The 24,331-nt window shown below is 70.6% G+C and carries 31 protein-coding genes and 2 pseudogenes; 20 read left to right on the top strand and 13 right to left on the bottom strand.

Annotation, left to right across the window (positions count from 1 at the left end; translation table 11 throughout):
• Positions 1-59: 59 nt before the first annotated feature.
• Positions 60-551 (bottom strand): hypothetical protein, encoded by a 492-nt coding sequence (locus tag ACIA8X_RS32035; protein ID WP_393443892.1) that lies wholly within the window; start codon positions 549-551, stop codon positions 60-62.
• Positions 552-806: 255 nt separating this feature from the next.
• Between ACIA8X_RS32035 and ACIA8X_RS32030 the strand changes: the two genes are divergently transcribed.
• The gene (locus ACIA8X_RS32030) at positions 807-1,640 is read left to right on the top strand and encodes a hypothetical protein (RefSeq protein WP_393443894.1); all 834 of its coding nucleotides are present in this window, start codon (positions 807-809) and stop codon (positions 1,638-1,640) included.
• An 84-nt stretch (positions 1,641-1,724) separates the two neighbouring features.
• Here the strand turns inward: ACIA8X_RS32030 and ACIA8X_RS32025 are convergent, their stop codons facing one another.
• Both ACIA8X_RS32025 and ACIA8X_RS32020 read right to left on the bottom strand, forming a co-directional pair.
• Entirely contained in the window at positions 1,725-2,984 is a 1,260-nt protein-coding gene (locus ACIA8X_RS32025) for an MFS transporter (protein ID WP_393443896.1), read from the bottom strand.
• Positions 2,981-4,351 carry a rhodanese-like domain-containing protein gene (locus ACIA8X_RS32020; protein WP_393443898.1) on the bottom strand — a complete coding sequence of 457 codons (1,371 nt, stop codon included), beginning with the start codon at positions 4,349-4,351 and terminating at the stop codon, positions 2,981-2,983. The genes ACIA8X_RS32025 and ACIA8X_RS32020 overlap by 4 nt, the downstream gene beginning before the upstream one ends.
• Positions 4,352-4,428: 77 nt before the next feature.
• Between ACIA8X_RS32020 and ACIA8X_RS32015 the strand changes: the two genes are divergently transcribed.
• The 4 genes from ACIA8X_RS32015 to ACIA8X_RS32000 are packed head-to-tail and all read left to right on the top strand — an operon-like array spanning position 4,429 to position 6,770.
• A complete protein-coding gene (locus tag ACIA8X_RS32015; protein ID WP_393443901.1) occupies positions 4,429-5,106 on the top strand; it encodes an ArsR/SmtB family transcription factor in 678 nt (225 codons plus the stop codon).
• A complete protein-coding gene (locus tag ACIA8X_RS32010; RefSeq protein WP_393443903.1) occupies positions 5,103-6,278 on the top strand; it encodes a cysteine desulfurase family protein in 1,176 nt (391 codons plus the stop codon). The genes ACIA8X_RS32015 and ACIA8X_RS32010 overlap by 4 nt, the downstream gene beginning before the upstream one ends.
• A 46-nt stretch (positions 6,279-6,324) precedes the next feature.
• Complete coding sequence (locus ACIA8X_RS32005) at positions 6,325-6,462, top strand: hypothetical protein (protein WP_393443905.1); 138 nt, start codon at positions 6,325-6,327, stop codon at positions 6,460-6,462.
• Positions 6,463-6,467: 5 nt separating this feature from the next.
• A complete protein-coding gene (locus ACIA8X_RS32000) occupies positions 6,468-6,770 on the top strand; it encodes a sulfurtransferase TusA family protein (RefSeq protein ID WP_393443907.1) in 303 nt (100 codons plus the stop codon).
• Between the two features lie 105 nt (positions 6,771-6,875).
• On the opposite strand, the gene ACIA8X_RS31995 is transcribed toward ACIA8X_RS32000, so the two are convergent.
• From ACIA8X_RS31995 to ACIA8X_RS31980, 4 genes are all read right to left on the bottom strand, one after another.
• Positions 6,876-8,096: an RNA polymerase sigma factor gene (locus ACIA8X_RS31995; protein ID WP_393443909.1), complete on the bottom strand. Its 1,221-nt coding sequence runs from the start codon at positions 8,094-8,096 to the stop codon at positions 6,876-6,878.
• Positions 8,097-8,103: 7 nt separating this feature from the next.
• A complete protein-coding gene (locus ACIA8X_RS31990; protein ID WP_393443911.1) occupies positions 8,104-8,457 on the bottom strand; it encodes a YciI family protein in 354 nt (117 codons plus the stop codon).
• A complete protein-coding gene (locus tag ACIA8X_RS31985; protein WP_393443913.1) occupies positions 8,457-8,945 on the bottom strand; it encodes a VOC family protein in 489 nt (162 codons plus the stop codon). Before ACIA8X_RS31985 ends, ACIA8X_RS31990 begins: the two co-directional genes overlap by 1 nt.
• 178 nt (positions 8,946-9,123) lie before the next feature.
• The gene (locus ACIA8X_RS31980) at positions 9,124-9,576 is read right to left on the bottom strand and encodes a MarR family winged helix-turn-helix transcriptional regulator (RefSeq protein ID WP_393443915.1); all 453 of its coding nucleotides are present in this window, start codon (positions 9,574-9,576) and stop codon (positions 9,124-9,126) included.
• An 85-nt stretch (positions 9,577-9,661) separates the two neighbouring features.
• On the opposite strand from ACIA8X_RS31980, the gene ACIA8X_RS31975 reads away from it, so the two are divergent.
• The 3 genes from ACIA8X_RS31975 (at position 9,662) to ACIA8X_RS31965 (ending at position 11,749) form a co-directional block, all read left to right on the top strand.
• Entirely contained in the window at positions 9,662-10,327 is a 666-nt protein-coding gene (locus ACIA8X_RS31975) for a class I SAM-dependent methyltransferase (RefSeq protein WP_393443917.1), read from the top strand.
• Positions 10,324-10,770 carry a spore germination protein GerW family protein gene (locus ACIA8X_RS31970; protein WP_393443919.1) on the top strand — a complete coding sequence of 149 codons (447 nt, stop codon included), beginning with the start codon at positions 10,324-10,326 and terminating at the stop codon, positions 10,768-10,770. The genes ACIA8X_RS31975 and ACIA8X_RS31970 overlap by 4 nt, the downstream gene beginning before the upstream one ends.
• A 445-nt stretch (positions 10,771-11,215) precedes the next feature.
• A complete protein-coding gene (locus ACIA8X_RS31965; RefSeq protein WP_393443921.1) occupies positions 11,216-11,749 on the top strand; it encodes a TerD family protein in 534 nt (177 codons plus the stop codon).
• Positions 11,750-12,418: 669 nt separating this feature from the next.
• Here the strand turns inward: ACIA8X_RS31965 and ACIA8X_RS31960 are convergent.
• Entirely contained in the window at positions 12,419-12,676 is a 258-nt protein-coding gene (locus ACIA8X_RS31960) for a hypothetical protein (protein ID WP_393443924.1), read from the bottom strand.
• Between the two features lie 38 nt (positions 12,677-12,714).
• Positions 12,715-13,002 carry an SHOCT domain-containing protein gene (locus ACIA8X_RS31955; protein ID WP_393444375.1) on the bottom strand — a complete coding sequence of 96 codons (288 nt, stop codon included), beginning with the start codon at positions 13,000-13,002 and terminating at the stop codon, positions 12,715-12,717.
• A gap of 199 nt (positions 13,003-13,201) precedes the next feature.
• Between ACIA8X_RS31955 and ACIA8X_RS31950 the strand changes: the two genes are divergently transcribed.
• The 12 genes and pseudogenes from ACIA8X_RS31950 (at position 13,202) to ACIA8X_RS31895 (ending at position 21,326) form a co-directional block, all read left to right on the top strand.
• Positions 13,202-15,925, top strand: a complete 2,724-nt coding sequence (locus tag ACIA8X_RS31950; RefSeq protein WP_393443927.1) for a heavy metal translocating P-type ATPase — start codon at positions 13,202-13,204, stop codon at positions 15,923-15,925.
• A 76-nt stretch (positions 15,926-16,001) separates the two neighbouring features.
• Positions 16,002-16,472, top strand: a complete 471-nt coding sequence (locus ACIA8X_RS31945; RefSeq protein WP_393443930.1) for a hypothetical protein — start codon at positions 16,002-16,004, stop codon at positions 16,470-16,472.
• A gap of 90 nt (positions 16,473-16,562) precedes the next feature.
• Positions 16,563-18,137: a multicopper oxidase family protein gene (locus tag ACIA8X_RS31940; protein WP_393443932.1), complete on the top strand. Its 1,575-nt coding sequence runs from the start codon at positions 16,563-16,565 to the stop codon at positions 18,135-18,137.
• A 533-nt stretch (positions 18,138-18,670) separates the two neighbouring features.
• Positions 18,671-18,889, top strand: a complete 219-nt coding sequence (locus ACIA8X_RS31935) for a hypothetical protein (RefSeq protein ID WP_393443935.1) — start codon at positions 18,671-18,673, stop codon at positions 18,887-18,889.
• A complete protein-coding gene (locus ACIA8X_RS31930; RefSeq protein ID WP_393443937.1) occupies positions 18,870-19,208 on the top strand; it encodes an ArsR/SmtB family transcription factor in 339 nt (112 codons plus the stop codon). Before ACIA8X_RS31935 ends, ACIA8X_RS31930 begins: the two co-directional genes overlap by 20 nt.
• A complete protein-coding gene (locus tag ACIA8X_RS31925; RefSeq protein WP_393443940.1) occupies positions 19,205-19,564 on the top strand; it encodes an ATP-binding protein in 360 nt (119 codons plus the stop codon). The genes ACIA8X_RS31930 and ACIA8X_RS31925 overlap by 4 nt, the downstream gene beginning before the upstream one ends.
• Positions 19,565-19,568: 4 nt before the next feature.
• Complete coding sequence (locus tag ACIA8X_RS31920; RefSeq protein WP_393443941.1) at positions 19,569-19,691, top strand: hypothetical protein; 123 nt, start codon at positions 19,569-19,571, stop codon at positions 19,689-19,691.
• A 38-nt stretch (positions 19,692-19,729) separates the two neighbouring features.
• Entirely contained in the window at positions 19,730-19,882 is a 153-nt protein-coding gene (locus ACIA8X_RS31915) for a DUF6126 family protein (RefSeq protein ID WP_393443943.1), read from the top strand.
• Between the two features lie 81 nt (positions 19,883-19,963).
• A complete protein-coding gene (locus ACIA8X_RS31910; RefSeq protein WP_393443945.1) occupies positions 19,964-20,413 on the top strand; it encodes a hypothetical protein in 450 nt (149 codons plus the stop codon).
• 5 nt (positions 20,414-20,418) lie between these two features.
• Positions 20,419-20,517 (top strand): annotated as a pseudogene (locus ACIA8X_RS31905) (pyridoxamine 5'-phosphate oxidase family protein); the annotation flags it as partial.
• Positions 20,510-20,740, top strand: a pseudogene (locus ACIA8X_RS31900) (pyridoxamine 5'-phosphate oxidase family protein); the annotation flags it as partial. The pseudogenes ACIA8X_RS31905 and ACIA8X_RS31900, both read left to right, overlap by 8 nt.
• Positions 20,741-20,993: 253 nt before the next feature.
• Positions 20,994-21,326: a GNAT family N-acetyltransferase gene (locus ACIA8X_RS31895; protein WP_393444377.1), complete on the top strand. Its 333-nt coding sequence runs from the start codon at positions 20,994-20,996 to the stop codon at positions 21,324-21,326.
• Between the two features lie 5 nt (positions 21,327-21,331).
• Here ACIA8X_RS31895 and ACIA8X_RS31890 read toward each other — a convergent pair whose 3' ends face one another.
• From ACIA8X_RS31890 to ACIA8X_RS31875, 4 genes are read right to left on the bottom strand one after another with little or no spacing between them, the layout of a single operon-like run.
• Positions 21,332-21,940: a hypothetical protein gene (locus tag ACIA8X_RS31890; RefSeq protein ID WP_393443948.1), complete on the bottom strand. Its 609-nt coding sequence runs from the start codon at positions 21,938-21,940 to the stop codon at positions 21,332-21,334.
• On the bottom strand, positions 21,904-22,695 hold the full coding sequence (locus tag ACIA8X_RS31885) for a hypothetical protein (protein ID WP_393443950.1): 792 nt from the start codon (positions 22,693-22,695) through the stop codon (positions 21,904-21,906). Before ACIA8X_RS31885 ends, ACIA8X_RS31890 begins: the two co-directional genes overlap by 37 nt.
• The gene (locus tag ACIA8X_RS31880; RefSeq protein ID WP_399459723.1) at positions 22,695-23,375 is read right to left on the bottom strand and encodes a hypothetical protein; all 681 of its coding nucleotides are present in this window, start codon (positions 23,373-23,375) and stop codon (positions 22,695-22,697) included. Before ACIA8X_RS31880 ends, ACIA8X_RS31885 begins: the two co-directional genes overlap by 1 nt.
• Positions 23,372-24,328 (bottom strand): respiratory chain complex I subunit 1 family protein, encoded by a 957-nt coding sequence (locus ACIA8X_RS31875; RefSeq protein WP_393443956.1) that lies wholly within the window; start codon positions 24,326-24,328, stop codon positions 23,372-23,374. Before ACIA8X_RS31875 ends, ACIA8X_RS31880 begins: the two co-directional genes overlap by 4 nt.
• Between the last annotated feature and the right edge of the window lie 3 nt (positions 24,329-24,331).

The following is a 24,331-nucleotide window of genomic DNA, read 5'->3' as shown; positions in this document are numbered from 1 at the left end:
CGTAAGGGAATTGAGCGTGAAGAGGAGAGGCCGGAGGTGAGATCCTGCGGCAGCGCCGCTCAGGCGGCGCGGTCCCGCGAATGGAGCACGGCGTCGCGCGGCACGCCTCCGTAGGCATCACGGCTGCGGGCATGCGGCAGCGCGGCGGCGGTGCCCGTGCGAGCCTCGCTCAGCACGGGCAGTCCCGGTTCATCAGGGTGGAGGCGGTGCAACGGCCGCACGATCAGGCTGGTCGCGGCCCAGGCGACGATCAGCGCCCCCACGGGCACGATCAGGCGCAGCACTCCGGCGACCAGCCCTGTGCGCACGAAGACGGCCAGGAGAACCGCCGCTCCGACACTCAGGGACCAGGCCAGGACCGTCAGCAGCGAGAATGCGACCGTCACTGGCACCCCGCTCATGCGCCACGCCCGTAGGTCCACGTCCGTGTCGAAGCTGTCGGCGTCTGCGACGCCCACGGCGACGAGGAGCCAGAAGCAGACGACCACAACGAGGGCAGTGGTCAGCAGGATCGCAGGCAGGCCCGTGGCCGCTGCCAGAAATGTCCGCATCTCCCGGTCCCCCTCCATCCTCGGCACGCACACCCGCGCCGACGCCAGCCGGTCCGGCGACGCACGGCTCCTGCGGCCCCCGTACGGACACCTGCCGGTGTCGGGCAATGGAACCAACGGCCGTGGCCCCTGCGAGCCATACTGCCCCACCGAATTCCGCCCGGGCATTGCCGGTTTCCGGCAGTGTTCATCAATGCCTGCATGCCGGTGACCGCTAAGAAACCGTTACCAGCGCGTCAAGAAGCCGGGGACGGCGTGACGGACCGGGACATCCCCCAGCAGTATTTCGACGGCTACGCCCGCATCCTGACGGACGCTTCGGTACCGGCCGACGCCTCACCCGCGACGAGATCGCTTCCCCAACGGGCCCTGGAAGAACGGATCGCGGAAAGCCGGCCATGGCCTGCGCGTCCCGGGCAACGCGTACCTGGCGCCGCCCACACGGCGTGGCCCGACACCCCCGGCTCGGACGACAGAACGCTCGCCGCCGTAGCCGGTCGTCGACGCCTTCGCCGAAGGTCACAAAGCGCCCAGCGCCTGGCCGTACGCCAAGAAGAGGTCGTCCACCGTGAGTTCATCGACGAGCTCCTCTCCAGCCGCAGCGACCTCGGCCGCCTCGCCGAACGCGCCGAGCGCTTCGGCCTGCGCCTGTCCCACGCGCACGCGGTCGCCGTCGCGCAGGGCCCCACCACCTCCGCCGAGGGCGATCCGACGCCCGCCAGGTGCAACGGGCGCTCATCCCCCGCTTCGGCGGCCGCAACGTCCTACCCACAGGACGGCCGAGTGCTGTGCATCGCCTCCGGCCACCAGGGCGAGGTACTCGCCTACCTCGCCAAGCAGGCACGCGCCGCCACCGATGGCGGCCGGGCCGCCATCGGCCGTACCCAGGCGGGCCGCGGCGGTGTCGTCCAGTCCTACGAAGCAGCCCTCAACGCCCTCCAGCCGGCCGAGCGCCTCGGCCTCGGCGACCCATGCTGCACGCCGCCGACCTGCTTGTCTCCCCTGTCCTCACCCGTGACCGCCAAGCCAGGGCCGACCTCATCCTCGACACCCTCCACCGCGTACTGGGGCAACCCCTCACGAGTTTGAGTCTCGTATCCACCGCCAGTGCCTAACGGGGCACGATGTCGAAGGGCCCACCGTTCGCGGTGGGGCCCTTCGACGAGTGTGGTCTCAGTTGCCCGCCGGAGCGGGTCGCGGGTGGGTTTCGTACATCCGGACCGCGACGACCAGGCCGGAGACGGCAGTGAGGGCGGCGACCGCCCAGATGGCGGTGGTGAGGCTGTAGGCGTCGGCGAGGATTCCGGCGAGGAGGGCGCCGACAGCGAAGCCGCCGTCGCGCCACAGGCGGTAGACGCCGACGGCACGGGCACGCCAGGCGGGGTGGGCGACGTCGCCGATGACGGCAAGCAGGGTCGGATATACCAGCGCGGTGCCGACGCCGAGCAGGACCTGGGCCATGGCCCAGACGGCGAAGGTGGTTCCGGCCGCGACGAGGCCGATGGCTGCCGCCTGGAGCACCATGCCCGCGGTGATGAGGTGTTTGCGGCCGATGTGGTCGGACCACCAGCCGGTGAGCATCTGGCCGGCGCCCCACACGGCGGGGTAGAGGGCGGCGAGGACGCCGATCTGGGCGATGGACAGGCCGTGGGCGGCGAAGAGCAGGGGGAAGATACCCCAGGCGAGGGCGTCGTTGAGGTTGTTGACCATGCCGGCCTGGCTGGCGGCGGACAGGGCCTTGTCGGTGAAGCTGGTTCGGCGGGCGATCTGGGCCGTGGTCACCTCCGTGGCTGTCTGTACGGGGTGAAGCGCGGCCTCGGCTCGGGCGTGGTCGCGGGTCTCGCGGACGGCGAGGGTGGACAGGCCCAGGGCCAGGACCAGGTAGGCGGCGCCGAGGAGGAACGGCTCGGGGCGCAGTCCGGCGTGTTCGGCGATGGCGCCGGTGGCCATGGCAGTGGCGGCCACCGCGACATACCCGGCGGCCTCGTTGAAGCCCATGGCCAGACCGCGGCGTTCCGGGCCGACCAGGTCGATCTTCATGATGACGGTGGTGGACCAGGTCAGGCCCTGGTTGACGCCGAGCAGAACGTTCGCGGCGATGATCCAGCCCCAGGACGGGCCCCAGGCGAGCATCGCGGGTATCGGGAGGGCGATCAGCCAGCCGGCGACGAGTACGGGCTTGCGGCCGTAGCGGTCGGACCAGGTGCCGGCGAAGAAGTTGGTGATGGCCTTGGTGGCGCCGAAGGCCAGGATGTAGGTGAGGGCGGCGGTGTAGGCGGACAGGTGGAATACGTCGTCGGCGAGGAGGGGCAGGACGGTGCGTTCCTGGCCGAGCATGCCACCGACCAGGGCATTGACGAGGACGAGCAGGCTGAACTGGGCCAGGTTGGCACGAAGTCCGAGCCGTACGCCGCCGGCAGTCGTGGTCGTCACGCACCCTCCTTCAGCGCGTGGCCGGTGGCCTTGGCCCAGTCGTCCGGTCCGCCGGTGAGGACGGCGAGGCCGTGGTGGCCTGCGCGTTGCAGGAGGCTCGCGGCGGTCATCGCGCGCTCACCGCGCCCGCAGTGCACCACAGCACCCGAAGGGGCATCGTCGGCATGGGCGGCCAGTTCGCCGAGTTCGATTCCGACCGCGTCGGGGATGTGCCCGGCGTCGCGCTCGGACTGCTGGCGGACGTCGAGGACGGGGCGGTCGCCGATGTGCTCGGCAGTGAGCAGTTCGACGGTCTCCTGCTCTCCGCCGTCGCTCGTCCAGGCGTCCATGGTCAGGTGGCCGGCCAGCCGCTCGTACCCGATCTTCAGGGCCTGCCAAGTGAGTTCAGCGAGGTCCTGGCCGGGCGCGATGATGAAGACGAGCGGCGTGTCGTCGGGCAGCAGCCAGCCGAGCCAGGTGGCGAACTGGTCGCGCAGAGGGATCGAAACGGCGCCGGGGACGTGGCCGGCGGCGAAGTCCGGCAACGGCCGCACGTCGACGATCTGCGCATCCTGGCCGAGCAGGCGGCGTACGGCGGCTCCGGACAGCGCGGGAATCGAAGGTGCGGCGGCGAGTACTGCGGGGCCGCGCCGGTTGGTCTCGGCCAGGCGGTCGAAGTAGGCGGGGTAGGAGCCGAGGCTGCGCAGCAGTTCGCGGACGAAGGTGTCCTCGTCCGGCGCGGCGAGCAGGGCGTTTGCCCGTTTCTGGGCGCCGATGGTCGTGGCGCGTTCGGCGCCGGGCGGGGCGGAGCAGAAGGATCCGGCGCCGTGCGTGGGCCACACCGCGGTCGTATCCGGGAGTTCGGCCAGCCGCCGCAGGGACCGGTACTGGGCACGGGCGAGTTCCTCCGCACGGTCGGCGCCGAGCAGGTCGGTGCGGGCGGCCGAACCGACGATCAGCGACCCACCAGTGAAAACTCCCAGCTCCCGGGTGCCGTCCAGGAGGAGGAAGGACAGGTGTTCGTCGGTGTGACCGGGGGTGGCCATTGCCCGCACGGTCAGCCCGCCCAGGTCGGTCTCGTCGCCGTCAGCGAGCGCGGAGTGAGGGAAGGCGCGGTGTCCGGCGGCAGAGGCCAGGATGGTGGCGCCGTCGTCGGCGGCGAGCTGGAGGGCGCCGGTGATGAAGTCGGCGTGCAGGTGGGTGTCGGCGGCGAAGGCGACGGTCAGCCCGCGCCGCCCGGCAACCTCCCGCAAAGCGCGCAGGTCGCGGCTCGCGTCCACCGCCAGGGCGCGGCCGTCGCCGAGGTCGACGAGGTAGGCGCTGTTGCCCAGCCCGGCGTCGACCAGCGGTATCAGGTGGTCGTCGGCGAAGCCCATCGGGTCCTCCAAGGTTGGGATGCGAGAGGGAGTGTGGTCACGACCCTCACCCGCCACTTACAATATTCCATGGATTTATGGAGGATGTCATGACGGGAAACACCACGGCCGGCACGAAGGCGCAGCTGTACGACGCGTTCGCGACCAGCGGCAAGGCGCTGGCCAGCGGAAAGCGCCTTGAACTGCTCGATCTGCTGGCCCAGGGCGAGCGCACGGTCGACGCCCTGGCCAAGGCGGCGGGGCTGAACCTGACGACGGCCTCGGCGCATCTGCAGACCCTCAAGCAGGCCGGGTTCGTCGCCACCCGCCGGCAGGGCGTGCGCATCCACTACCGGCTCGCCGGGGACGACGTCGCCCAGCTGTTCGCGCTGCTGCGCAAGGTCGCCGAGGCCCACCAGGCGGCCGTACCCACGGCGCGGGACGCCTACCTCGGTGACGACGGTGCGGCGGAGGTCACCCACGAGGAGTTGCGCGTCCGCGTGGCGGCCGGGGCCGTGGTGGTGCTGGACGTGCGGCCGGTGGAGGAGTACCGGGCCGGGCACATCCCGGGTGCGGTGTCGATCCCGGTCGAGGAACTGACCGACCGGATCGACGAGTTGCCCGAGGAGACGGAGATCGTCGTGTACTGCCGTGGCGAGTACTGCGTGCTTGCCTACGACGCGGTGCGGCTGCTGACCGATCGAGGCCGCCGGGCGATCCGCCTGAACGACGGGATGCTGGAGTGGCGACTGGCCGACCTGCCCGTCGACGCCGGGGATCTGGCATGACCGGCAGCCTCGTGCCCGAGCATCCGGGGCTTGCCGGGGGGCCGGTCTACCTGGACTACAACGCCACCACCCCCGTCGATCCGCGGGTGGCCGAGGTGATGGGCCCGCACCTGACGAGTTTCTTCGGCAACCCCTCCAGCAGCCATCCCTACAGCGCCGAGCCCCGGCGAGTGTTGGCCGAGGCCCGCGCACCGGTCGCTGCCCTGATCGGTGCCCGTGCCGAGGAGATCGTGTTCACCGCCTCCGGCTCCGAGGCCGACCTGCTGGCGCTGCGCGGCGCGGTCCTCGCCTCCGGCCGTACGCGTCCCCACGTGATCACGCAGGTCACCGAGCACCCGGCCATCCTGGAGACCTGCCACGCGCTGGAGCGCCTGCATGGAGCGTGCGTCAGCGTGCTGCCCGTCGACGGCGAAGGGCTGGTCGATCCCGCCGCGCTGTCCGCCGCGCTGGATGAGGAGACCGTGCTGGTGTCGGTGATGGCCGCCAACAACGAGACCGGCGCCCTCCAACCGATCAACGAACTCGCCGCCCTAGCCCACGAGCGTGGGGCGCTGTTCCACTGCGACGCCGCCCAGGCGGTAGGGAAGATCCCCCTCGACGTCCGCGCCCTGGGCGTGGACCTGCTCACCGTCGTGGGGCACAAGATGTACGCCCCGAAGGGCGCGGCCGCGCTGTACGTACGCGACGGCGTGCGGCTGGAGCCGGTCGTCTACGGCGGCGGGCAGGAGCACGGCCTGCGGGCCGGGACGGAGAACGTCGCCCTGGCAGTCGCCCTGAGCACCGCCGCCCGGATCGCGGCCGCCGACCTCACCGACGGCGGCCAGGAACGGATCGCGGCCCTGCGCGACGACCTTCATCAGCGGCTGACAGCGGCGCTGCCGGGCCGGGTCCACCTCAACGGCCCCGAGAAAGCTCGCCTGCCGAACACGCTGAACGTCAGTATCGACGGCACCCTCGGCCACGAACTCCTCGCCGCCGCCCACCAGATCGCGGCCTCCACCGGGTCGGCCTGCCACAGCGGCACCCACACCCCCTCCCCGGTCCTGACCGCCATGGGCCTCGATCCGGCCCGCGCGCTCGGGGCGCTGCGGCTGTCGCTGGGGCGCTGGACCACAACCGGCGACATCCAGACGGCGGCTGACGCACTCACCAAGGCGGCTGCCTCGCACTGACCGGGCCTACCAGCCCGGGAGGGAACCGACGACGAGCAGGAGAGGCATGACCGACCCCACCGCGCAGTCACCGTCCACCCGCAACGTGTACGCCGGCGGACACCGCGACCCGCAAGGTGCCATCCACATCCCGCTCTACAACCAGTCGACGTGCGCGCTCGACTCCACCGCCTACTGCCGATGACCCACATGCATCCCCAGACCCGCGCGCCGGGCATCACCGTCGACGGCACCGGCCTGCTCTGCGTCACCTTGCTGCTCCACCCCCGCAAGGAGATCGACGCCGTCGAACCGGGCACCGTCGTACACGTCATCGCGACTGAACCGGCGGCCCCGCTCGACCTGCCCGCCTGGTGCCACATGACCGGCCACCACTACCTCGGACCAGTCACCGACGACGCGAACCGGCCGGTATACGCGTTGCGACTGGCCGCAGACGCGCGGCCCACCCGGCCGGACGGCCCCTGGCACCGGGCCCAGCCGAGTTGCTGAGCGCCACCACCGGGGACCTGCGGCGCGGGAGGCCACCACGAGCACCAGGAACTTCGGGGGCGGTCGCACGGTACGGCGTGCTGGCGGAAATATCCGCCGGCCTGTCTAGAAGCCCGCGCGCTCATGGAGTACGGCGCGCTCGGCGGGGTTGGCGGTCAGTTCGAGCGCGAGCCGATCCGCGGCGCGGGCCTCGTCGGGACGGTCCAGGTCGCGCAGCAGGTCGGCGCGGACGGCGTGGAACAGGTGGTAGTGGTCGAGCTCTCCGGCGAGGCCGTCGACCTGTGCCAGGGCGGCCTGCGGCCCCTCGGTGCGGCGGAGGGCGACAGCCCGGTGCAGTCGGGTGACCGGGGACGGGGCGAGGTGCAGCAGCATGTCGTACAGCAGCACGATCTGCTCCCAGTCGGTGTCCTCCCAGCGTGCGGCCTCCGCATGGCAGGCCACGATGGCGGCCTGGAGCTGGTACGGGCCTGGGCGTTGCCGTTTGATGGCGCGTGTCAGCAGGGCTGCGGCCTCCGCGATCGCTTCGTGATCCCACAGGGAGCGGTCCTGGTCCTGCAGCCGCACCAGCGTGCCTTCGGGGGTGAAGCGGGCGGCCGTGCGGGCGCGGTGCAGCCGGATCAGCGCCAGCAGCCCGGCCGCCTCGGGCTCGGTCGGCATCAGCCGGTGCAGCAGGGCGGCCAGCCATTCGGCGTCGTCGGCCAGGTCGCGCGACTGTGCCTGCTCGGCGGTGGAGAGGTAGCCCTCGTTGAACAGCAGGTAGATCACCGCGAGGACCTGGGAGAGGCGGCCGCCCAGCTCCGCGTCGTCGGGAACGCGGTAGGGGATCCCGGCTTTGGTGATCTTCTGCTTGGCGCGGGTGATGCGCTGCGCCACGGTGGACTCCCGCACCAGGAACGCCCGGGCGATCTGCGCGGTGGTCAGCCCGCACACCACCCGCAGAGTGAGCGCGATCTGCGCCTCCCGGGTCAGCGCGGGATGGCAGCAGGTGAAGACCAGCCGCAGCCGCTCGTCCGGCTCCGACGCCTCGCCCTCCTCCGGCGGCCACCGCAGCTGCGCCAGCTTGTGCCGGTAGTTCTCCTGGCGCCGCAGCAGGTCGAGCCCGCGCCGCCGGGCCACCGTGAACAGCCAGGCGTCGGGCCGCTCCGGGATCCCGTCCACCGGCCAGTGTTTCAGCGCCACCAGCACGGCGTCCTGCACCAGGTCCTCCGCAGCGGAGAAGTCGCCGGTCACCTGTATCAGCGAGGCGGCCAGCCGGCCCGCGTGCTCCCGGACCACGCGGGCCAGCCGGTCGTGTGACTCGGCCGCTCGGTACGACGGTGCCGTCACGTGGCTCTCACCCCAGCGGGCTGGTCTCTACGGGGCGGATCTCCACCACCGGGCAGCCAGGCCAGGTGCGCACCATGCGCAGCGCCTCATCGAGGTCGGTGACCTCGATCTCGGCGTATCCGCTGACGACTTCCTTGCCTTCGACGAACGGCCCGTCGACCACGACCGGCTCCCCGCCCTCCAGCCGCACGGTCGTCGCCGTCTCGGGCGTTCGCAGCTTCTGCCCGCCCGTGATCTTGCCGGCGTGGGCAGCGAACCACTCGTAGACCCGCTCGTACGCCCGTGCATGCTCGGCCGGGCCCATCGCCTGCAGCTCCGCCGCGAACTCCTCGGTGTCGACGAACAACAGCACGTACTTCATCAGGCACCTCCCTGTTCCAGCATGGCGGCCATCCGCCGCTCCATCTCCTCCGGCGACACGTCCTCCACATGCGTGGCCACCGTCCACCAGTGCCCGTACGGGTCCACGATGGATCCGTCCCGGTCCCCGTAGAACTGATCCTCCGGCGCCCGCTTGAGCGTCGCCCCCAGCTCCACGGCGCGTGCGACGACGGCGTCCACATCCTCGACGTAGACGAACAGGAAGGCAGGGCTGCCAGGCAGGCCGCCAGCTGGCGGGGCCTCGGTCCCCAGCATGGGCGAGGGGTCCTCGACGATGACGACCGAGTCCCCGATCTCGATCTCGGCGTGCGCGATGGTCCCGCCCGGTCCCGGGAACCGCATGCGCTCAGTGGCTGCGAACACCTCGCCGTAGAACTCGAGCGCCTTGGCGGCGCCCTGGACGACCAGGCACGAGGTGACCCGGCGGTAGGCATCGGGAATCGGCTTCGGGATGGCTGACGATGACATGGGAACGTCCCTTCTCAGGCTCTTACGCAGGGCCGGCCGACCCTTCTACCAAGAAGACGATCGGCGGGCGGACGGATACGACACCCATGCCCAACGGGTTCCGGGAATCGCCCAGGGAGGGCAGGCACCTGGCCGCGCGGCGACCACCCCCCTGCGACCTGGAGTGGCTGCGACCGGGCTAGGTGCTGACCCGGTCGATGGCGTGCAGCCGGGCGATCACCGTCTCCAGGCCGTCCTGGATCGCGGCCAGCTGGGCTGCGGGCATGTCCCCGAAGAGCTCCAGGGCCAGCGCGTCACGCCCCCCGCGCAGCCCGGCGGTCAGGGTGCGGCCGTGCTCGGTGAGGGACACCAGGGTGGCGCGCCGGTCGGTCGGATGGGCCGCGCGGGCAACGAGGCCGTCGGCCTCCAGGGCGTCCAGCAGGCCCGTGACATTGCGCGGGGTGACCTGGAGCCGTGCGGCAAGCGCCCGCTGGGTCATCGCCCCGTCATGGAACAGCGCCCACAGCAGCCCGGCCCGCGCGCGGGTCAGCCCGTGCTCGGCAACCCCGCGCTCCATCATCGAGCCGAGCACCTCGGCCAGCTCGAAGAGCCGGTCCAGCGAGACACTGGCGGAAGCGATCCCCTCGGGCATATCGTGAAGTGACTTCACTATGTAGTACCTCCGCAAAACATGGTAGCCCTCAAGGCAACGCTGTCGAGGAGGACGGTGACCAGCCATGACCTCACGGACCATCCGGCCCCATCCGCTCTTCGCCCGGTTCTACGCACGGATCGCCGGGCCCGCCCTGGACAAGGCAGGCATCACCGAGCACCGCACGCGCCTGCTGTCCGGTCTGGCCGGCGAGGTCATCGAGATCGGCGCGGGCAATGGACTGAACTTCCCGCACTACCCACCAGAGGTGAAGCGTGTGCTGGCCGTCGAGCCAGAACCGCGCCTTCGCGTGCTGGCTGAGCAGGCTGCCCGTACCGCCCCGGTGCAGGTGGAGGTGACCGACGGGATCGCCGAGCAACTGCCCGTCGTGGACGCTTCGCTGGACGCGGCTGTCGTGTGTCTGACTCTGTGCTCGGTTGCCGACCCGCACGCCGCGCTCGCCGAACTCCACCGCGTCCTGCGGCCCGGCGGACAGCTCCGCTTCTTCGAGCACGTACGCGCCGACTCACCCGGCATGCGCTGTGTGCAGCGCGCGTTGGACGCCACCGTCTGGCCCCTGCTGATGGGCGGCTGCCACACCGGCCGCGACACCCAAGCGGCCATCACCACCGCCGGGTTCGCCCTCACCTCGGTGGAGAAGTTCGCCTTCCCCGAGACGCGCCTGCCCTCCCCGGCAGCCACCCACATTCTCGGCACCGCCGAGCGTCCTCACCCGGGCGGCACACCATGACCGCCCCCAAGAACGAGAGCGAGCCGGTGCCAACGGGGGACCAAGAACGCGCGGCACTGGCCGACATGACGGCCGCCCACGCCTCCGTCACTCTCTTGGAACGCCTCGCCGACAAGCTCGGCGGCCGCGCCTCGGTAACCGCCGTCTACGGTGAGCCCATCACTGCCGACGGTCTAACTGTCATCCCGGTCGCCGAGGTCGGCTTCGGATTCGGTGGCGGCGCCGGACGCGAAGTCGGCGCCACGAAAACCGGCGAAGGAGGAGGTGGCGGAGGAGGGGCCGGGGCCAAGCCCTTGGGTTACATCGAAATCCGCGACGGCACCGCCACGTACAAGCCCATCCGTGACCCGTGGTCCGATGTGGTCCTGCCTCTTGCGGCCCTCGTCATCGGCGGCGCCATGCCGAAGATCCTTCGGTCGCTGCGTCGGCGGAGGCGAGGTTGAGGCGCAATACGGCACCGCTCCGTCGTGATGACGAGCGGTGTTGGATGACGTGCAGGCTGCGGCGTTCGAGCCCATGACCTGGGCCGCGTTCGGCGTCCATCCCGACGCCGGCGGGGTGACTGCCGAGCCTGGCGGTCGCCGTAAGCTCCTTTCGCGGGAGCCGCCTTAGCCGGACCCCTTGGCGGCTACCCTGGCCTCCGACGCGTCGCCGCCGACGCCGGTCGGCGGAGTGTCTGTCCCCCTGGCCTGCACACCACTACCCGGGCTGTCCGATCTGTTCGTGCACGGGACACCGGAAGGCCAGTACTTCAGTGCCCCCGAGGCACCGGCCCGCCGCAGGGGCCCAGCCGCACAAGGCTTCAACAGGGTGACCGAGAACCATACTTGACTATGCGGGGCCCATCCATCCCCTGATGACTCTCGATACGGAAGAGGCGGCAATCCGGTGAGCAGCGACAACCAGGGAGTGAGGAAGGCCGAGGTGCGGCTCAAGTGGGACCCGAGTCCCTGGGATCAGTCACCTCATCATCTCGACATCATCGCCGCCACTTACTCGGCGGACGCCCCCTACGGGCGACCGGTGTACGTCGTCCACTTCGACAGCCGCTCACCGGACGGCACCATCAACATGAGCCGGCACAGCCAGACCGGTCAGGGCTTCGGCTATGTCGAAGTGATGACGCTGGAGCTTGATCGCCTCGCCTCTTCCTTCGCACGGGTGGTTGTGGGCGTGGCCATCCACCAGAACAGCAGCCCCAAGACCTTCGGTGACATATCGAATGCCGGTGTGCTGGTGGTCGAGGAGTACAAAGAGCTGCTGAAGGACGAGTTCGCGCAGGTCGCCGGATCCACCGCCGCGACCGTCGCCGAGTTCGCCCGGGACACCTCCGGAGCGTGGGAGTTTCACGAGATGGTCCGAGGGTTCGACAGCGACCCGGTGGTCTTCGCAGCAGAGATGGGCAGCGCCCCACAGCGCTGACCGCCAGCAGCGCAGAAACGTACGGCCGACCACGGTGGCGCCTTCATGAGCTCCTGGAACGGGAACGGCAAGCACCCCGAAAGCGTCACCGTCTCGGCCGGCGTTACTCGTCCGACTCGGGCGGCTGGTCGTAGGCAGAGACGCGGCCCGCCGTCAGCGAGGCGGTTGAGACGGGAGGGCATCGGGGGTGGCGATATCGACCTTGGCTGCGTCGGCGGTCGACAACCTGTTCGTCTTCGCCGTGACCTCATCCTCGGTGTAGTCCGTGCCCAGCCGCTTCACCGCCATCCTCTACGCCCTTCGCCGCGGTCCTCTTCTACAGCACCTTCAAGCTCCTCAGGGACGGAGGAGGACACCTTCCACCCGGGCAACAGCTCACCGTGCGGGCGCTAAGAAAGATCATCCCGGTCCGTGACAAGCACGCCGGCACCAAGTTCTTCGCCGCTCGGCGCCGCTGCATCCAGGCCATCGGCGTGACCGCCGTGCTCGTCTGGCACATCCATGCCGCCGGAACTCCCGTGCTCGGACTTCACCGAGGACCACACCGTCTACCGGGAGACGACCACCATGGTCCAGGCGGGGATCATGCTCAACCAGTTCTCCCGGCCAGGATGTCCCCTGAGCAGTACGGCGATCACCGCGGGCATGGCAGCCTGCCGGACCGGTCGGTCAACTCCGCAGCTGCGGCCAGTCGTGCTTGGCCGGCGGATCGTCCTCGCGTCGGGACTCGTGGGAGCTGTCGTGGCCGCCATGCATGCCACTGCCACCGTGCACGCCGCGCATCATGAAGATCATCATCAGCGGGCAGGCCAGCGCGATGGCCATGAAGAAGAGCGTAGCCACCGGCACGCCCAAGGCCAGAGCACCGACCACGGAGATGGCCACCGCGACGGCGTACAGCCCGTAGTTGCGTTGGTTGGTGTCCATCGCGGGCCTCCTCGAAAGAGTGCCCGCCGGTTCTGCGGTCAGCTCTTGCTGAGCCGGGGGCCGTCGTCGGCGTGTCCGGTCAGGACGGTCAGGCGGCGGTGGTACTCGTCCTCGTCGATCTCGCCGCGGGCGAAGCGTTCGGCAAGGAGCTGCTCGGCGGTGGGGCGCGGCGGCACGGGTCCGAGCGCCGTCTTCATGTCACCCGGCCGGGACAGGGCCCGGAAGAGAAGCACACCGAAGGTGATGATCACCGCCCAGAAGAGGATCATGCCGACCGACATGGTGAACCAGCCCCATCCACTGGGATCGTGGTCGTACCAGAACATCACGGTCACCCGCTTCCTCGCCGGGCTGCGGGAGACGGGGCCTGGCGCCTGCGTCTTCCCGGTTCCTCACCTTCACCGTCACCCCCGCCCGGCAGCGCGTCATGGGCCGATGAGGCCAAAACACCTGGGCCATTGGACCCTTACCCTGTGGGGGTATCCGGGAGGAGTCTGAGAAACAGCCACCGAGAGAAGGTCTGCCATGGATACCGCCGACATTGCCGTGGTAGCCCTGGCCGCCATACTCGTCGTCGCGTTGGGCTGGTTCTTCTTCGGCCCGCGCCGCGCGCGTACCGCCCTGATCGAGGGCGGGGTGCAGCGGGTGGAGGTGACCGTGCGGGGCGGCTACAACCCTGACGTGATCCGGGTGCGGCAAGGGGTGCCGCTGGAGCTGGTCTTCGACCGGCAGGAGAGCGGCGAATGCACCAATCGAGTCGTCTTCCCCGACCTGCGCGTCAGCGCCGGACTGCCCGGGTACCAGCGCACCACTGTGCGGCTGCGGCCCGAGCGGGCGGGATCGTTCGGGTTCGCCTGCGGAATGAACATGATCCACGGCATGCTCGTGGTCGACCCGGGCGAGGGCTTCGGCGGCGGCGAGGCACTCGCCGCCGCGGACGACACGGCACCGGACGACCGTACGTCCGCTGCCGACGCCGAGGCAGCGGAGGTCGCCGAGCGGCGCGCGGAGATCGGGGACCTCGGCCGCCGGGTCGCCGTCGGCGCGGTGCTCACGCTGCCCGTGCTGTTCGCGGTGATGGCCGACGAGCTCTTCGGCGCCGGCTGGGTGCCGGATTGGATGCTGAACCACTGGGTGCAGCTGGCCCTGATCACTCCAGTGATGTGCTACACGGGGTGGCCCATCCACCGCATCGGCTGGCTCACCCTGCGGCACCGCGGCGCCGACATGAACTCCCTGATCACGTTGGGTACTTCGGCAGCCTACGGTTACAGCCTGCTGGTCACGCTGGCGCCCCGGCTGCTGCCGGAGGATGTCCGCGAGGTCTACTTCGAGGCCGTCGGCGTCATCCTCACCCTCATCCTGCTCGGGCGGCTGCTGGAGGCACGCGCCAAGGCCGGCACCGGCCAGGCCATCCGGGCACTCCTCGGGCTCCAGGCCCGTACCGCCCGGGTCATCAGGGACGGCAGCGAGGCCGAGATCCCCGTCGACGAGGTCGTGGTGGGCGACGAGATCGTCATCCGGCCCGGCGAGAAGATCCCCGTCGACGCCGAGGTGCTCTCCGGGTCGTCGTCGGTCGACGAGTCGATGGTCACCGGGGAGCCGATGCCCGTGACCAAGCGCGCCGGGCACACCGTCATCGGGGCCACCGTCAACACCACGGGCAGCCTGCGCGTGCGGGCTGCCAAGATCGGCGCCGACACGATGCTCGCGCAGATCATCCGGCTCGTGCAGCAGGCCCAGGCGTCCAAGGCGCCGATCCAGCGGCTGGCCGACGCGATCTCGGCGTACTTCGTACCCGCCGTCATCGCGATCGCCATCGCGGCCTTCGCCCTCTGGTACACGGTCGGCCCCTCGCCTGCCCTGACGCTGGCGTTGGTCTCCGCGGTCGCCGTTCTCATCATCGCCTGTCCCTGCGCACTGGGCCTGGCCACCCCGCTGTCGGTGATGGTCGGCACCGGCAAGGGCGCGCAGGCGGGCATCCTGATCCGCTCCGCCGAAGCCCTGGAAACCGCCCACAAGCTCGACACCGTCGTCCTGGACAAGACCGGCACGGTCACCGCGGGCAAGCCGGTTCTCACCGACGTACGTCCCGCCGACGGCTTCACCGAGGACGAACTGCTTGCGCTGGTGGCCGCCGCGGAGGCCGACAGTGAGCATCCGCTGGCCACCGCGATCATCGCCGGCGCGCATGAGCGCGGCCTCACCGCGCCCGCCGCGTCGGCCTTCGACTCCGTCACCGGCAAGGGCGTCCAGGCCACCGTGAACGGCAAGGCCGTCACAGTGGGCACGGCGCGGCTGCTCGCCGACGTCGGTATCGAGACCGCTCACCTGCGCGGGCAGGCCGAGAAGTTCTCGGCCGAGGGCAAGACGCCCGTCCTCGCCGCCGTCGACGGGCAGTCGGCCGGCGTGCTCGCCGTGGCCGACACCGTCAAGGACGACTCGGTCCGGGCCATCGCCGCCCTGCACCGCCTCGGCATCGGCACGGTCATCCTCACCGGCGACAACGCCCGCACCGCCGCCGCGATCGCCGAACAGGTCGGCGTACGGCGGGTGCTGGCCGAGGTTCTGCCGGAGCACAAAACCGACGAGATCCGCCGCCTTCAGGGCGAGGGCCACACCGTCGGCATGGTCGGCGACGGTATCAACGACGCGCCCGCCCTGGCCCAGGCCGACGTTGGCCTCGCGATCGGCACCGGCACGGATGTCGCGATCGAAGCCGCCGACATCACGCTCATCTCCGGCTCGCTGTCCGGCGTCGTCACCGCGATCCGGCTGTCGCGGGCGACCATGCGCAACATCAAGCAGAACCTGTTCCTCGCGCTGGTCTACAACGCCGTCGGCATCCCTGTCGCAGCCGGCGCCCTCTACCCGCTGTGGGGCATCCGCCTCAGCCCGATCATCGCCGCCGCGGCCATGGCCCTGTCCTCCCTGTCAGTGGTCACCAACGCCTCCCGGCTGCGTCGCTGGCACCCCGAGTCACTGTCGGACGCCGTGGCGCCGAAGGCCGTACGTCCGTTGGCGGAGACGGCCGCCGACGACACGGATTCACACGCCCCCTCGGTGACCGACCCGGTCTGCGGCATGCAGGTCGACCCTGCCACCCCACCGGAACACCGGGACACCGCCCACGGCGCCCTGCACTTCTGCTCCGCCCGCTGCGCGTCCGCCCACGATGCCGACCCGGATCGATACGAAACCTCGGCGGTGGAACTCCCGCACACCCCTCACCGGCCTGATGAGCCCTGAACCCGAGTCGCCCCGCATTGCTACCCCCCGGGGGTACAGTGGGCACGGGACACAACAGCGGAAAGGCCTGGAAACGATGACGGCACGCCGAGCCCGGCGGGTCAGCGCACACGGCGGCGCCGGCCGCTGGACGCGTGCCGTCGTCATCGCGCTGTTCGCAGCACTCACGTTGCTCGTGCACCACGAGACGGCGACCGGGGCACCGGCACCAGCCTTGGGCTCGTCCACCACGAGCGCCATGCCGCACACGGGGCAGACACCGCACACGGGCGATACGACGGCCATGGGCATGCCCGTGGCTGCGGCGACGCCCGTCTCGGCGCCCGAGGCCCCGACCCCCGACGGCGGCGAGGGCGCCTGCTCGACCATGGCCACACAGCACTGCTCTGCCGTCGGCGTCGACACGGTGAATCTGGTGCCGCCAACCGCTCTCCGCCCCTACTACGACAAGGGTGCGGCACTCGGACCGGTCATCGGCCGTGAGGTGCCCGGAACGACGACCCGCGCGCCGCCCGACCTTTCCGTTCTCTCTCGCTTCCTGCTGTAGGTCGCACCCGCGGCTGTCGCCCGCGTGCCCCCACGCGGACGGCCGTCGCGCAGGCGACCCCGTCAGACACATCGAGAAGAGAGTCACGCCTTGAACACCATCAACCGCCGCGCCGTCCTGCTGGCCGGCCTCGGCGCCGTGGGCGCGGGCGCGCTCGCCGCCTGCACCAACGGCCCCGGCAGCGGCAACACACCCTCCTTGGTCAGCCCCTCCGGCTCGGCGGTGGCAGCCGCCGAGAAGAAGCGCGCCGGCACCGGCACGGTGCGCAATGTGACCCTGACCGCCGCGCCCGCCGTGCTCGACCTCGGCGGCCGAGTCACGGCCAGGAGCTGGGCGTTCAGCGGACGGACCCCGGGCAAGGAGATCCGGGTCTCCACCGGCGACACCCTGGCCGCCGAACTCTCCAACCAGCTGCCGGGCAGGACCTCCACCTCCCTCCACTGGCACGGCATCGCCCTGCGCAACGACATGGACGGCGCGCCCCCGGTCACTCAGAACGTCGTACGGGCGGGTTCCAACTTCACCTACCGCTTCATCGCCGACGCTCCCGGAACGTACTTCTTCCACCCCCACGTAGGCGTCCAGCTCGACCGGGGCCTGTACGCGCCGCTGATCGTCGAGGATCCCAGGGAGCCGCTGTCGTACGACGACGAGTGGGTCGTGGTCCTGGACGACTGGGTCGACGGGGTCACCGGCACGCCCGACGAAGTCTTCACGGAACTGCGCCAGGGCATGGGCGGGCATGGCATGGGCGCCATGGACGGCATGGAGATGGACAGCAGCTCGTCGTCCTCGTCCGCTTCGCCCTCGTCCGACAGCATGTCCATGAGGTTCAGGCTGATGGGCGCCACGAGCGACCTGCTCGGCGGCGACGCCGGAGACGTGAAGTACCCGTACCACCTGGTCAATGGACGGGTCGCCGCCGACCCCGACGTCTACCGGGGAACGCCCGGCAAGCGGATCCGGCTGCGCATCATCAACGCCGGCGGTGACACGGCGTACCGTGTGGCGCTCGGCGGCCACCGGCTGACCATCACCCACACCGACGGGTTCCCCGTCGAGCATCGGCAGGTGGACGCCCTGCTGATCGGCATGGGTGAGCGATACGACGTCCTGGTCACTCTCGGCGACGGCGTCTTCCCGCTCGTCGCGCTGGCCGAGGGCAAGAACACCACGGGCATGGCCCTGGTCCGCACCGGTTCCGGAGCTGCCCCGAGCACGGGCGTGCGGCCGAAGGAGCTGGACGGGGAGATCCCCACCGCCGCACAACTGCGGGCGACCGATGACGTCCGGCTGACGTCGAAGAAGGCCGACCGGGTCCACTGCATCGAACTGACCGGCGGCATGCACCGCTACAACTGGGCCATCAACGGCGAGCGGTTCGACATGAGTGATCCGGACGCCCGTCCGATCCTCGTCGAAACGGGCCAACGAGTCCGGCTGGACTTCGTCAACACCACCACGATGTGGCACCCGATGCACCTGCACGGCCACACCTACCAACTGGGCACCGAAGGCCCACGCAAGGACACTGCGATCGTGCTGCCGAAGAAGACGGTGTCCGTCCTCTTCGACGCCGACAACCCCGGGCGGTGGATGCTGCACTGCCACAACGCCTACCACGGCGAGGCCGGGATGATGGCCGTCCTGGGCTACCGCGCCTGATCCCGCTGCAGCGACGGGGCGGCCCGGCGGCCCGGTCCGCCCCCAGCCGGATCACAACGCAGCGGTTCCTCACCCCTGCCCCTCACCTCGTCCCTGATCGACCAGGTGCGGGCGGCTGGCGCAGACCGCGCCGCGACCCTCGTCGAGCTCTTCGACGAGCTGGACCCGGACGGGTCGCCGAGCTGAGGCGGCACCCCAGCGCTGCGGGCGCAGGACGCGGCGCAGGCGGCGGCATTGTGCCCCGTGTGCCGGGACCGCTCCCGCCCGCGCCCGCACCAGCTCGGCCGCAAGGCGGGTGTGTCCTGGCTGCATTCATAGCCGTCCAGCATCGTCCACCATCAACCTTCGTCGTTCCGTGGCTGCAGTTTCGGTTGCAGTTGCCGCATCGACTCGTCCTGAACCCGTGCCGACGGTTCACGGCTCGGCCTGGACGTCGACACGACGGATTCCGGGGCATGCGGCGCCCACTACTCTTGAAGAGTTCTTCAATTCACTAGTTGCCGTGGAGTGCGGCCGTCGAGGAGGAGGCCCGGATGGGCGGGTCCGTGTTCGCCGAGGCACTGCTGGAGCGGGTGCGTCAGGCAAGGGTGGCTCTCGAAGCAGCGCTGGAGGCCGAGGACACCTATGCCGTGGCAGTCGCCCAGGACGAGCTGGACGATGCGGTGCGGGTGGCGCGGCGTCACGGGGTCGACGTCGCCCGGTCGAGGCAGAAGTCGAAGGGGAGTGATCCGGATGCCTGTTCCCCTCTATGAGGCGAAGGCGGAGTTTTTCAGGATGCTGGGACATCCGGTACGGATCCGGGTTCTGGAACTGTTGCTGGACGGTCCGAAGCCGGTGCGCGATCTGCTGGCGGCGATCGAGGTCGAACCGTCGAACCTGTCACAGCAGTTGGCCGTGCTGCGCCGTTCAGGGATCGTGACCGCGACCCGCACCGGGTCGACGGTGATGTACGAGCTGGCCGACGGCGATGTGGCGGAGCTGCTGGCCGCAGCCCGGCGGATCCTCTCCGTTCTGCTGACAGGGCGGCAGGACCTGCTCGCCGAGCTGCGCGGAACGGAGCCGGCACAGTGACGGGCGACGCCCGCCGGTTCCTGATGCTGTGGAACCGGGGTAGGCCCGCCGCGGCCGTCGAGCACGTTCTGCCGTCAGTGCAGCGGCACGTCGCATCCGTGCGGGTGGGGCCCGATGCGGTGCGGGAGGCGCGGGAAGCGGTGGCGGGGCACTTCGCCGAGACGGGTATCGCCCCCCGGTCAGCCTTCGCTGACGCGGTGTTGCTCGTGGTGAGTGAGCTGGTCACCAACGTGCTGCGGCACGCCCCGCACTCGCCGCTGACGGACGTGGGGATAACGGTCGCCGGCGACCAGCTGGTCGTCAGCGTCGCGGATGCCGAGCCGCGTCTTCCGGATCTCACGCTTGAGGGCACTTGAGGGCATGGGCGCCGGACTCCGGATGGTCGCCGAACTGGCCGCTGACTACGACGGGGAGCTGAGCGCCGAGGCGGCCGTCGAGCACAACGGCAAGGTCGTCCTCGTCCGGTTCGAGATCCCCTTGTAGGCACGCACGGCAGGTTGAATGAGACGGGAGTTGACGGGGTGAGCGACGCGAAGGACGGCAAGCCCCGGGACGCGGAAAGCCAGAAGGAGCGCGGCGTCGCGCTGCGCGCCTTCTTCTACATCTTCGGCACACATCTGATCGCTGGGTTCGTGATGCTGCTGTTCTATCTGGGAGGGCACGCCAACAAGTAGCGGGGCACTTCCGAAAGGGCCGATCGGCCCTGGCTTCGGCCCGTGCGACCTATTGGAGCAGTGGCGGGGCCCGGACGAGCGATGCTGGAGGAGGAGCTGCGCCGGCGGATGGCCGACTTCGCGCGGGCGGGCAAGGCCGGGCTGGTGCGGGCCGGGCAGGGGCTGCCGGTCGTCTTCGGGAGGGCGGCGCGTGCTGCCGGGCTGGCTCTGGTGACTGTCCTGCCCTCGAAGAACGGCGTGCCCGCGATGCTGAACTTGTGTGACCACAAGGCCGCCGGGGAGTTGCTGTTGCTGTCGGAGCAGGTGCGGCTGGTGGAGTACGACCCGGCCGACCGCGGTGCCTGTATGGGTGCGGACGAGAGCCTGCTGCGTGCCTGTGGCCGCCTGCTGGCCGTCTGGGACGGCTCGCCGTCGAACAGTCGGGATGCGACGGCCAACCTGGTGGCCTACGCCCGCGGGTGTGGCGTCGACGTCGAGGTGCTCTGGCTCGCCGACGCCAGGCGCATGGCGGTAGAGGGAGAGCTGACGTGAACCCTATGCCCTCTAAACCTGCGCCCTCCGCACACATGGTCGTGCTGAGCCGCGAGGAAGCCCTCAAGCTGCTGGGCACTGTGCAGTTGGGGCGGGTTGCCTTCACCGATCAGGCACTGCCCGCGATCAGGCCCGTCAATCACATCGTGGCCGAGGTCGACATTCATCGTCCGCACCCACGGCGGGTCGGCGCTGCTGGGGCATGCGCTGCAGTCCGAGGTAGTGGCGTACGAGATCGACCCGGCGACGCGGACCGGGTGGAGTGTCGTGGCCACCGGCACGGCGACTCGCGTGGCCGATGCCGCCGAACTGGCTCGCTGGCAGGGGCTGCTCACGCCGTGGATCGACGCGGAGATGGGGCACGTGTTGCGCATCCGGCCCGCAGCCGGTACTCGGCCTCGCCAGTGGGCTGGAACTGCGCCCCTGGGAGTTCCAGGACGCCAGCGTCCTCGTGGCCGCGGGTCAGGATCCGGCCATCCGGTTGTGGAATCGTCTGGTCGTGGAGTCACCGGAGCACGCGCGCCAGAGGATCGAGCGCCTGCACCGGCGCTGGCAGGCCGAGCAGGCTGCGATCTGAGCCATCGCACGGGCGGATGGCGGCGGGGCCCTGGGCCTGATCGGATGGGGGGACATCGACCTGGACGACGGAAACGCCGAGATCGTCTACTGGATTCTGCCCGCGGCACGAGGCGGCGGTGTGGTCGTCGAGGCGACCAAGCGGCTCAGCCCGTGGGCCTTCGATGACCTGGGCCTGCACCGTCTGCGCCTGTGCCACTCGACCGCGAACCCGGCGTCCTGCCGCGTTGCGGAGAAGGCCGGCTACTCCTTCGAAGGCACCATGCGCGGTGCGCTGCTGCACGAGGACGGGTGGCACGACGAGCACCTGCACGCCTTGGTACAGGGAGACATCTGAGGCCGTCAGAGGTCGTTGCCCGCGTAGGAGAGGTTGAAGCTCTTGTTGGTCAGCGGGAAGTCCGGGACGATCGTGTCCGTCAACGCCACAGGCAGGGCAGGCCAGTTGAAGAACGACGGATCGACTGGCTTGACCCGCGCGAGCGTTCCGTCGGGGGCGAGTTCGATGCGAGTTGCGATGGTGCCCCGCCAGCCCTCCACGAGGCCCACCCCCGTAGCTGGGCCCGCGCCGGGTGCCGGTGAGGGTGCCAGCAGCGCCTTGGGGGCCGACAGCCCGTCGGCGAACTGGCCGATCAGTGCGAGGGATACGTCGACTTCTTCAGCGCGGACCAGGAAGCGGGCCAGGACGTCGCCGCTGTCGTGGACGGGCACGACGAGGCCGGCGTCGTCGTAAGGCGTGAAGGGGTGGGCGAGGCGTGCGTCAGCGGCCAGGCCGCTGGCGCGGGCGACGTAGCCAAGGCAGCCGATCGTCCGGGCGGCATCGGCGCCGAGGATGGCCGTGGCGGTGAACCGGTCGTGGACGGTGGAGTGGCCGAGGGCGAGAGCGGTGATCTCGCGGATGTCCCCGCCGATCGCCTTCAGCCGGGCCGGATCGGGCAGCGCGCGCAGGGCCACCCCGCCGGGGACCACTCCGCCGCGCAGCAGTCGACGCGGGCGACGAGAGTGGGCCAGTCCACTGCCCACGCCTCGGTGATGCCCGCCTGCCGGGCCGCGTAGTAGATCAGCACCGTGCCGAGGAAGGCGAGCGCAATCCCGGCCGAGCAGATCACCATGTACTTCCAGGCGGCCTCCACCGAGGTGCGGGTGCGTCGGTGGCCGACCAGGAACGCAGTGACGATGGTGGTCGCCTCGATGGCCACCCACAGCACTCCGAGGTTGGCGGTCACCACCGCCAGGCACATGGCAGCCAGGAACGCCTGCACGAGGACGTGGTAGCGCCACAGAGTCTCGGCAGTGGCCCGTCCTGCGGCCAGCTCGCCTGCCAGATACGCGGGTGCGGAGCCGCAGGCGATCAGCGCGACGGCGCCGACCACCAGCAGCATCCACACGGTCAGCGCGTCCGCGCGCAGGAGCCCGGAGTACGCCGCGCGTGGGCCGTTGGTGATGACGGCCGACGCGAGCAGGCTTCCGCAGGCGAGGATCACGACGGGCGAGACGAGAGCCGCCCAGGCTGCCGGATACCGCTTCAGGGCCTCGTCCGGCTCCGGTGACTCCGCCACCAGGACGGCGCCCCGTGCGGACACACGGGGTGTGAGGAATGCCGGGGCGGTCGAGCGCGTACTGAGTGCGGCCAGTGCGTACGCCCCGGCGACCAGCAGCGGTGCGGCGGCGGGCGCGGTGAGGAGCAGCGCGGAAGCAGTAGGGCTCATCAGTCGTGCAGCTCCCGCAGGTCGTCGATGTCGGTGGTGCCGAACGCCTCCCGCATCCGGGTGGTGAGGATCTGCAGCACCAGGACGGCGAGGAGTACGTCGAAGGAGACGCCGAGTTCGACGATCAGCGGCACTCCGGAGGTGGCGAGGAACGCGGTGGCGGTGATGCCGTTGTCCAGCAGCAGGAAGCTGACCACCTGGGCCGACGCCCGCCTGCGGGTGACCAGGACGAAGAAGCCGATCAGGACGACGGCGAGGCCCACGGGCAACGCACGGGTGGCAGGAGTGGGGTTCAGTTCCGTCAGGGGCCGGCTCACCGCGTAGGCAAGGAGCGTCAGCATCGCCGCGGTCAGCAGCGAGGCGGCGACGTTGACCAGCGGCTGTGTCTCCCGCACCTCCTCTCTGTGCACACGGTCGGCGGTGGGCGCGGCCAGGGCGCGGCGCATCAAGTACGGCAGGACGCCGGCCCTCAGCAGTCCGATCCCGACGCCGATGGCGATCAGGTCCCACCGTTCCTCGTGCGCGCCGAGCAGGACGGCGATCACGGCGAGCGCGACGCCCTGCAAGGCGAACACCCGGACGATCGCGGCCAGTTCGCGCCGCCACAGCACGACGACCGCCGCGAGCAGGAAGGCACCGGCGGCCAGGTCCAGGAGCTGGACGTACAGGCCCTCGCTCATGACACTCCGCTCAGGAAGTAGGAAGCGGTCACCGTGAGCAGCGCCAACAGGAAGGACCCGGCGAGCAGTTCGGGCACCCTGAACAGCCGCACCTTGGCCCAGAACACCTCGGCCGCCGCCAGCACGGCGCCCAGCAGCGTGACCTTCGCCGCGAACAGGACGAGGGCCACCACGAGCGCGGTCCACGAGGCGCTGGTGGCGATGCCCCACGGCACAAACAGCGAGGACAGCAGCCCGAGCAGCAGGGTGAGCCGCATCTGGGCGCCGAGTTCGACCAGGGCCAGGTCGGGGCCCGCGTACTCCAGCACCATCGCCTCGTGGATCATGGTGAGTTCGAGGTGGGTGGAGGGGTTGTCCACCGGGATCCGCCCGGTCTCCGCGAGAACCGCGACCGCGAGCGCGGCCGTGGCCAGCAGACCGGCCGGGGAGGCGAGGCGGGCCGGTTCGTTGACGGCGCCGTTCACGATGGTCGGGATGTTGGTCGTCCCGGCCGGTATCGAGAGGGCGAACACCGACAGCAGGATGGTCGGCTCCACCAGCGCGGCCACCGTCATCTCCCGGGAGGCGCCCATCCCGCCGAACGCGGTGCCGGTGTCGAGGCCGGCCAGGGCGAAGGCCAGGGTGCCCAGCGCGATCAGTGCCACGACCACGATGAGGTCCGCATGACCGCTCACCGGGGTGTGGGTGGACAGCAGCGGTACGAGCGCGGCCGCGACCACCGTGGTGGCGACCAGCAGCGCCGGCGCGATGCGAAAAGCGGGCCCGGTGCCGACGGGGGTGATCGGTTCCTTGCGCAGCAGCTTGCGGGCGTCCCGCCAGGGCTGGAGCACCCCGGCCCCGGCCCGGCCCTCCAGCCGGGCCCGCACCTGCCGCATCCACCCGGTCAGCAGCGGCGCACCAGCGCCAACCACCACCACCTGGCCAACGACGGCCGCGTATCCGACAGCGCTCATCTG

Origin of the sequence: Streptomyces sp. NPDC051738, assembly GCF_044453205.1 — a bacterium.
Taxonomy (GTDB): Bacteria; Actinomycetota; Actinomycetes; order Streptomycetales; family Streptomycetaceae; genus Streptomyces.
This window is presented reverse-complemented; position numbering and strand designations above follow the sequence as displayed.

What these genes read in the sequence shown, in the direction of transcription:
- ACIA8X_RS31980 (WP_393443915.1), bottom strand. Translation starts at nt 9,576, where the DNA reads ATGCCCGAGGGGATCGCTTCCGCCAGTGTCTCGCTGGACCGGCTCTTC.
- ACIA8X_RS31985 (WP_393443913.1), bottom strand. Translation starts at nt 8,945, where the DNA reads ATGTCATCGTCAGCCATCCCGAAGCCGATTCCCGATGCCTACCGCCGG.
- ACIA8X_RS31875 (WP_393443956.1), bottom strand. Translation starts at nt 24,328, where the DNA reads ATGAGCGCTGTCGGATACGCGGCCGTCGTTGGCCAGGTGGTGGTGGTT.
- ACIA8X_RS31885 (WP_393443950.1), bottom strand. Translation starts at nt 22,695, where the DNA reads ATGAGCCCTACTGCTTCCGCGCTGCTCCTCACCGCGCCCGCCGCCGCA.
- ACIA8X_RS31935 (WP_393443935.1), top strand. Translation starts at nt 18,671, where the DNA reads ATGGGCGGGTCCGTGTTCGCCGAGGCACTGCTGGAGCGGGTGCGTCAG.
- ACIA8X_RS31975 (WP_393443917.1), top strand. Translation starts at nt 9,662, where the DNA reads ATGACCTCACGGACCATCCGGCCCCATCCGCTCTTCGCCCGGTTCTAC.
- ACIA8X_RS31955 (WP_393444375.1), bottom strand. Translation starts at nt 13,002, where the DNA reads ATGTTCTGGTACGACCACGATCCCAGTGGATGGGGCTGGTTCACCATG.
- ACIA8X_RS31910 (WP_393443945.1), top strand. Translation starts at nt 19,964, where the DNA reads ATGCTGGAGGAGGAGCTGCGCCGGCGGATGGCCGACTTCGCGCGGGCG.
- ACIA8X_RS31920 (WP_393443941.1), top strand. Translation starts at nt 19,569, where the DNA reads ATGGGCGCCGGACTCCGGATGGTCGCCGAACTGGCCGCTGACTACGAC.
- ACIA8X_RS31880 (WP_399459723.1), bottom strand. Translation starts at nt 23,375, where the DNA reads ATGAGCGAGGGCCTGTACGTCCAGCTCCTGGACCTGGCCGCCGGTGCC.
- ACIA8X_RS32010 (WP_393443903.1), top strand. Translation starts at nt 5,103, where the DNA reads ATGACCGGCAGCCTCGTGCCCGAGCATCCGGGGCTTGCCGGGGGGCCG.
- ACIA8X_RS32015 (WP_393443901.1), top strand. Translation starts at nt 4,429, where the DNA reads ATGACGGGAAACACCACGGCCGGCACGAAGGCGCAGCTGTACGACGCG.
- ACIA8X_RS31950 (WP_393443927.1), top strand. Translation starts at nt 13,202, where the DNA reads ATGGATACCGCCGACATTGCCGTGGTAGCCCTGGCCGCCATACTCGTC.
- ACIA8X_RS31990 (WP_393443911.1), bottom strand. Translation starts at nt 8,457, where the DNA reads ATGAAGTACGTGCTGTTGTTCGTCGACACCGAGGAGTTCGCGGCGGAG.
- ACIA8X_RS31930 (WP_393443937.1), top strand. Translation starts at nt 18,870, where the DNA reads ATGCCTGTTCCCCTCTATGAGGCGAAGGCGGAGTTTTTCAGGATGCTG.
- ACIA8X_RS31970 (WP_393443919.1), top strand. Translation starts at nt 10,324, where the DNA reads ATGACCGCCCCCAAGAACGAGAGCGAGCCGGTGCCAACGGGGGACCAA.
- ACIA8X_RS32035 (WP_393443892.1), bottom strand. Translation starts at nt 551, where the DNA reads ATGCGGACATTTCTGGCAGCGGCCACGGGCCTGCCTGCGATCCTGCTG.
- ACIA8X_RS32000 (WP_393443907.1), top strand. Translation starts at nt 6,468, where the DNA reads ATGCATCCCCAGACCCGCGCGCCGGGCATCACCGTCGACGGCACCGGC.
- ACIA8X_RS31945 (WP_393443930.1), top strand. Translation starts at nt 16,002, where the DNA reads ATGACGGCACGCCGAGCCCGGCGGGTCAGCGCACACGGCGGCGCCGGC.
- ACIA8X_RS32005 (WP_393443905.1), top strand. Translation starts at nt 6,325, where the DNA reads ATGACCGACCCCACCGCGCAGTCACCGTCCACCCGCAACGTGTACGCC.
- ACIA8X_RS31960 (WP_393443924.1), bottom strand. Translation starts at nt 12,676, where the DNA reads ATGGACACCAACCAACGCAACTACGGGCTGTACGCCGTCGCGGTGGCC.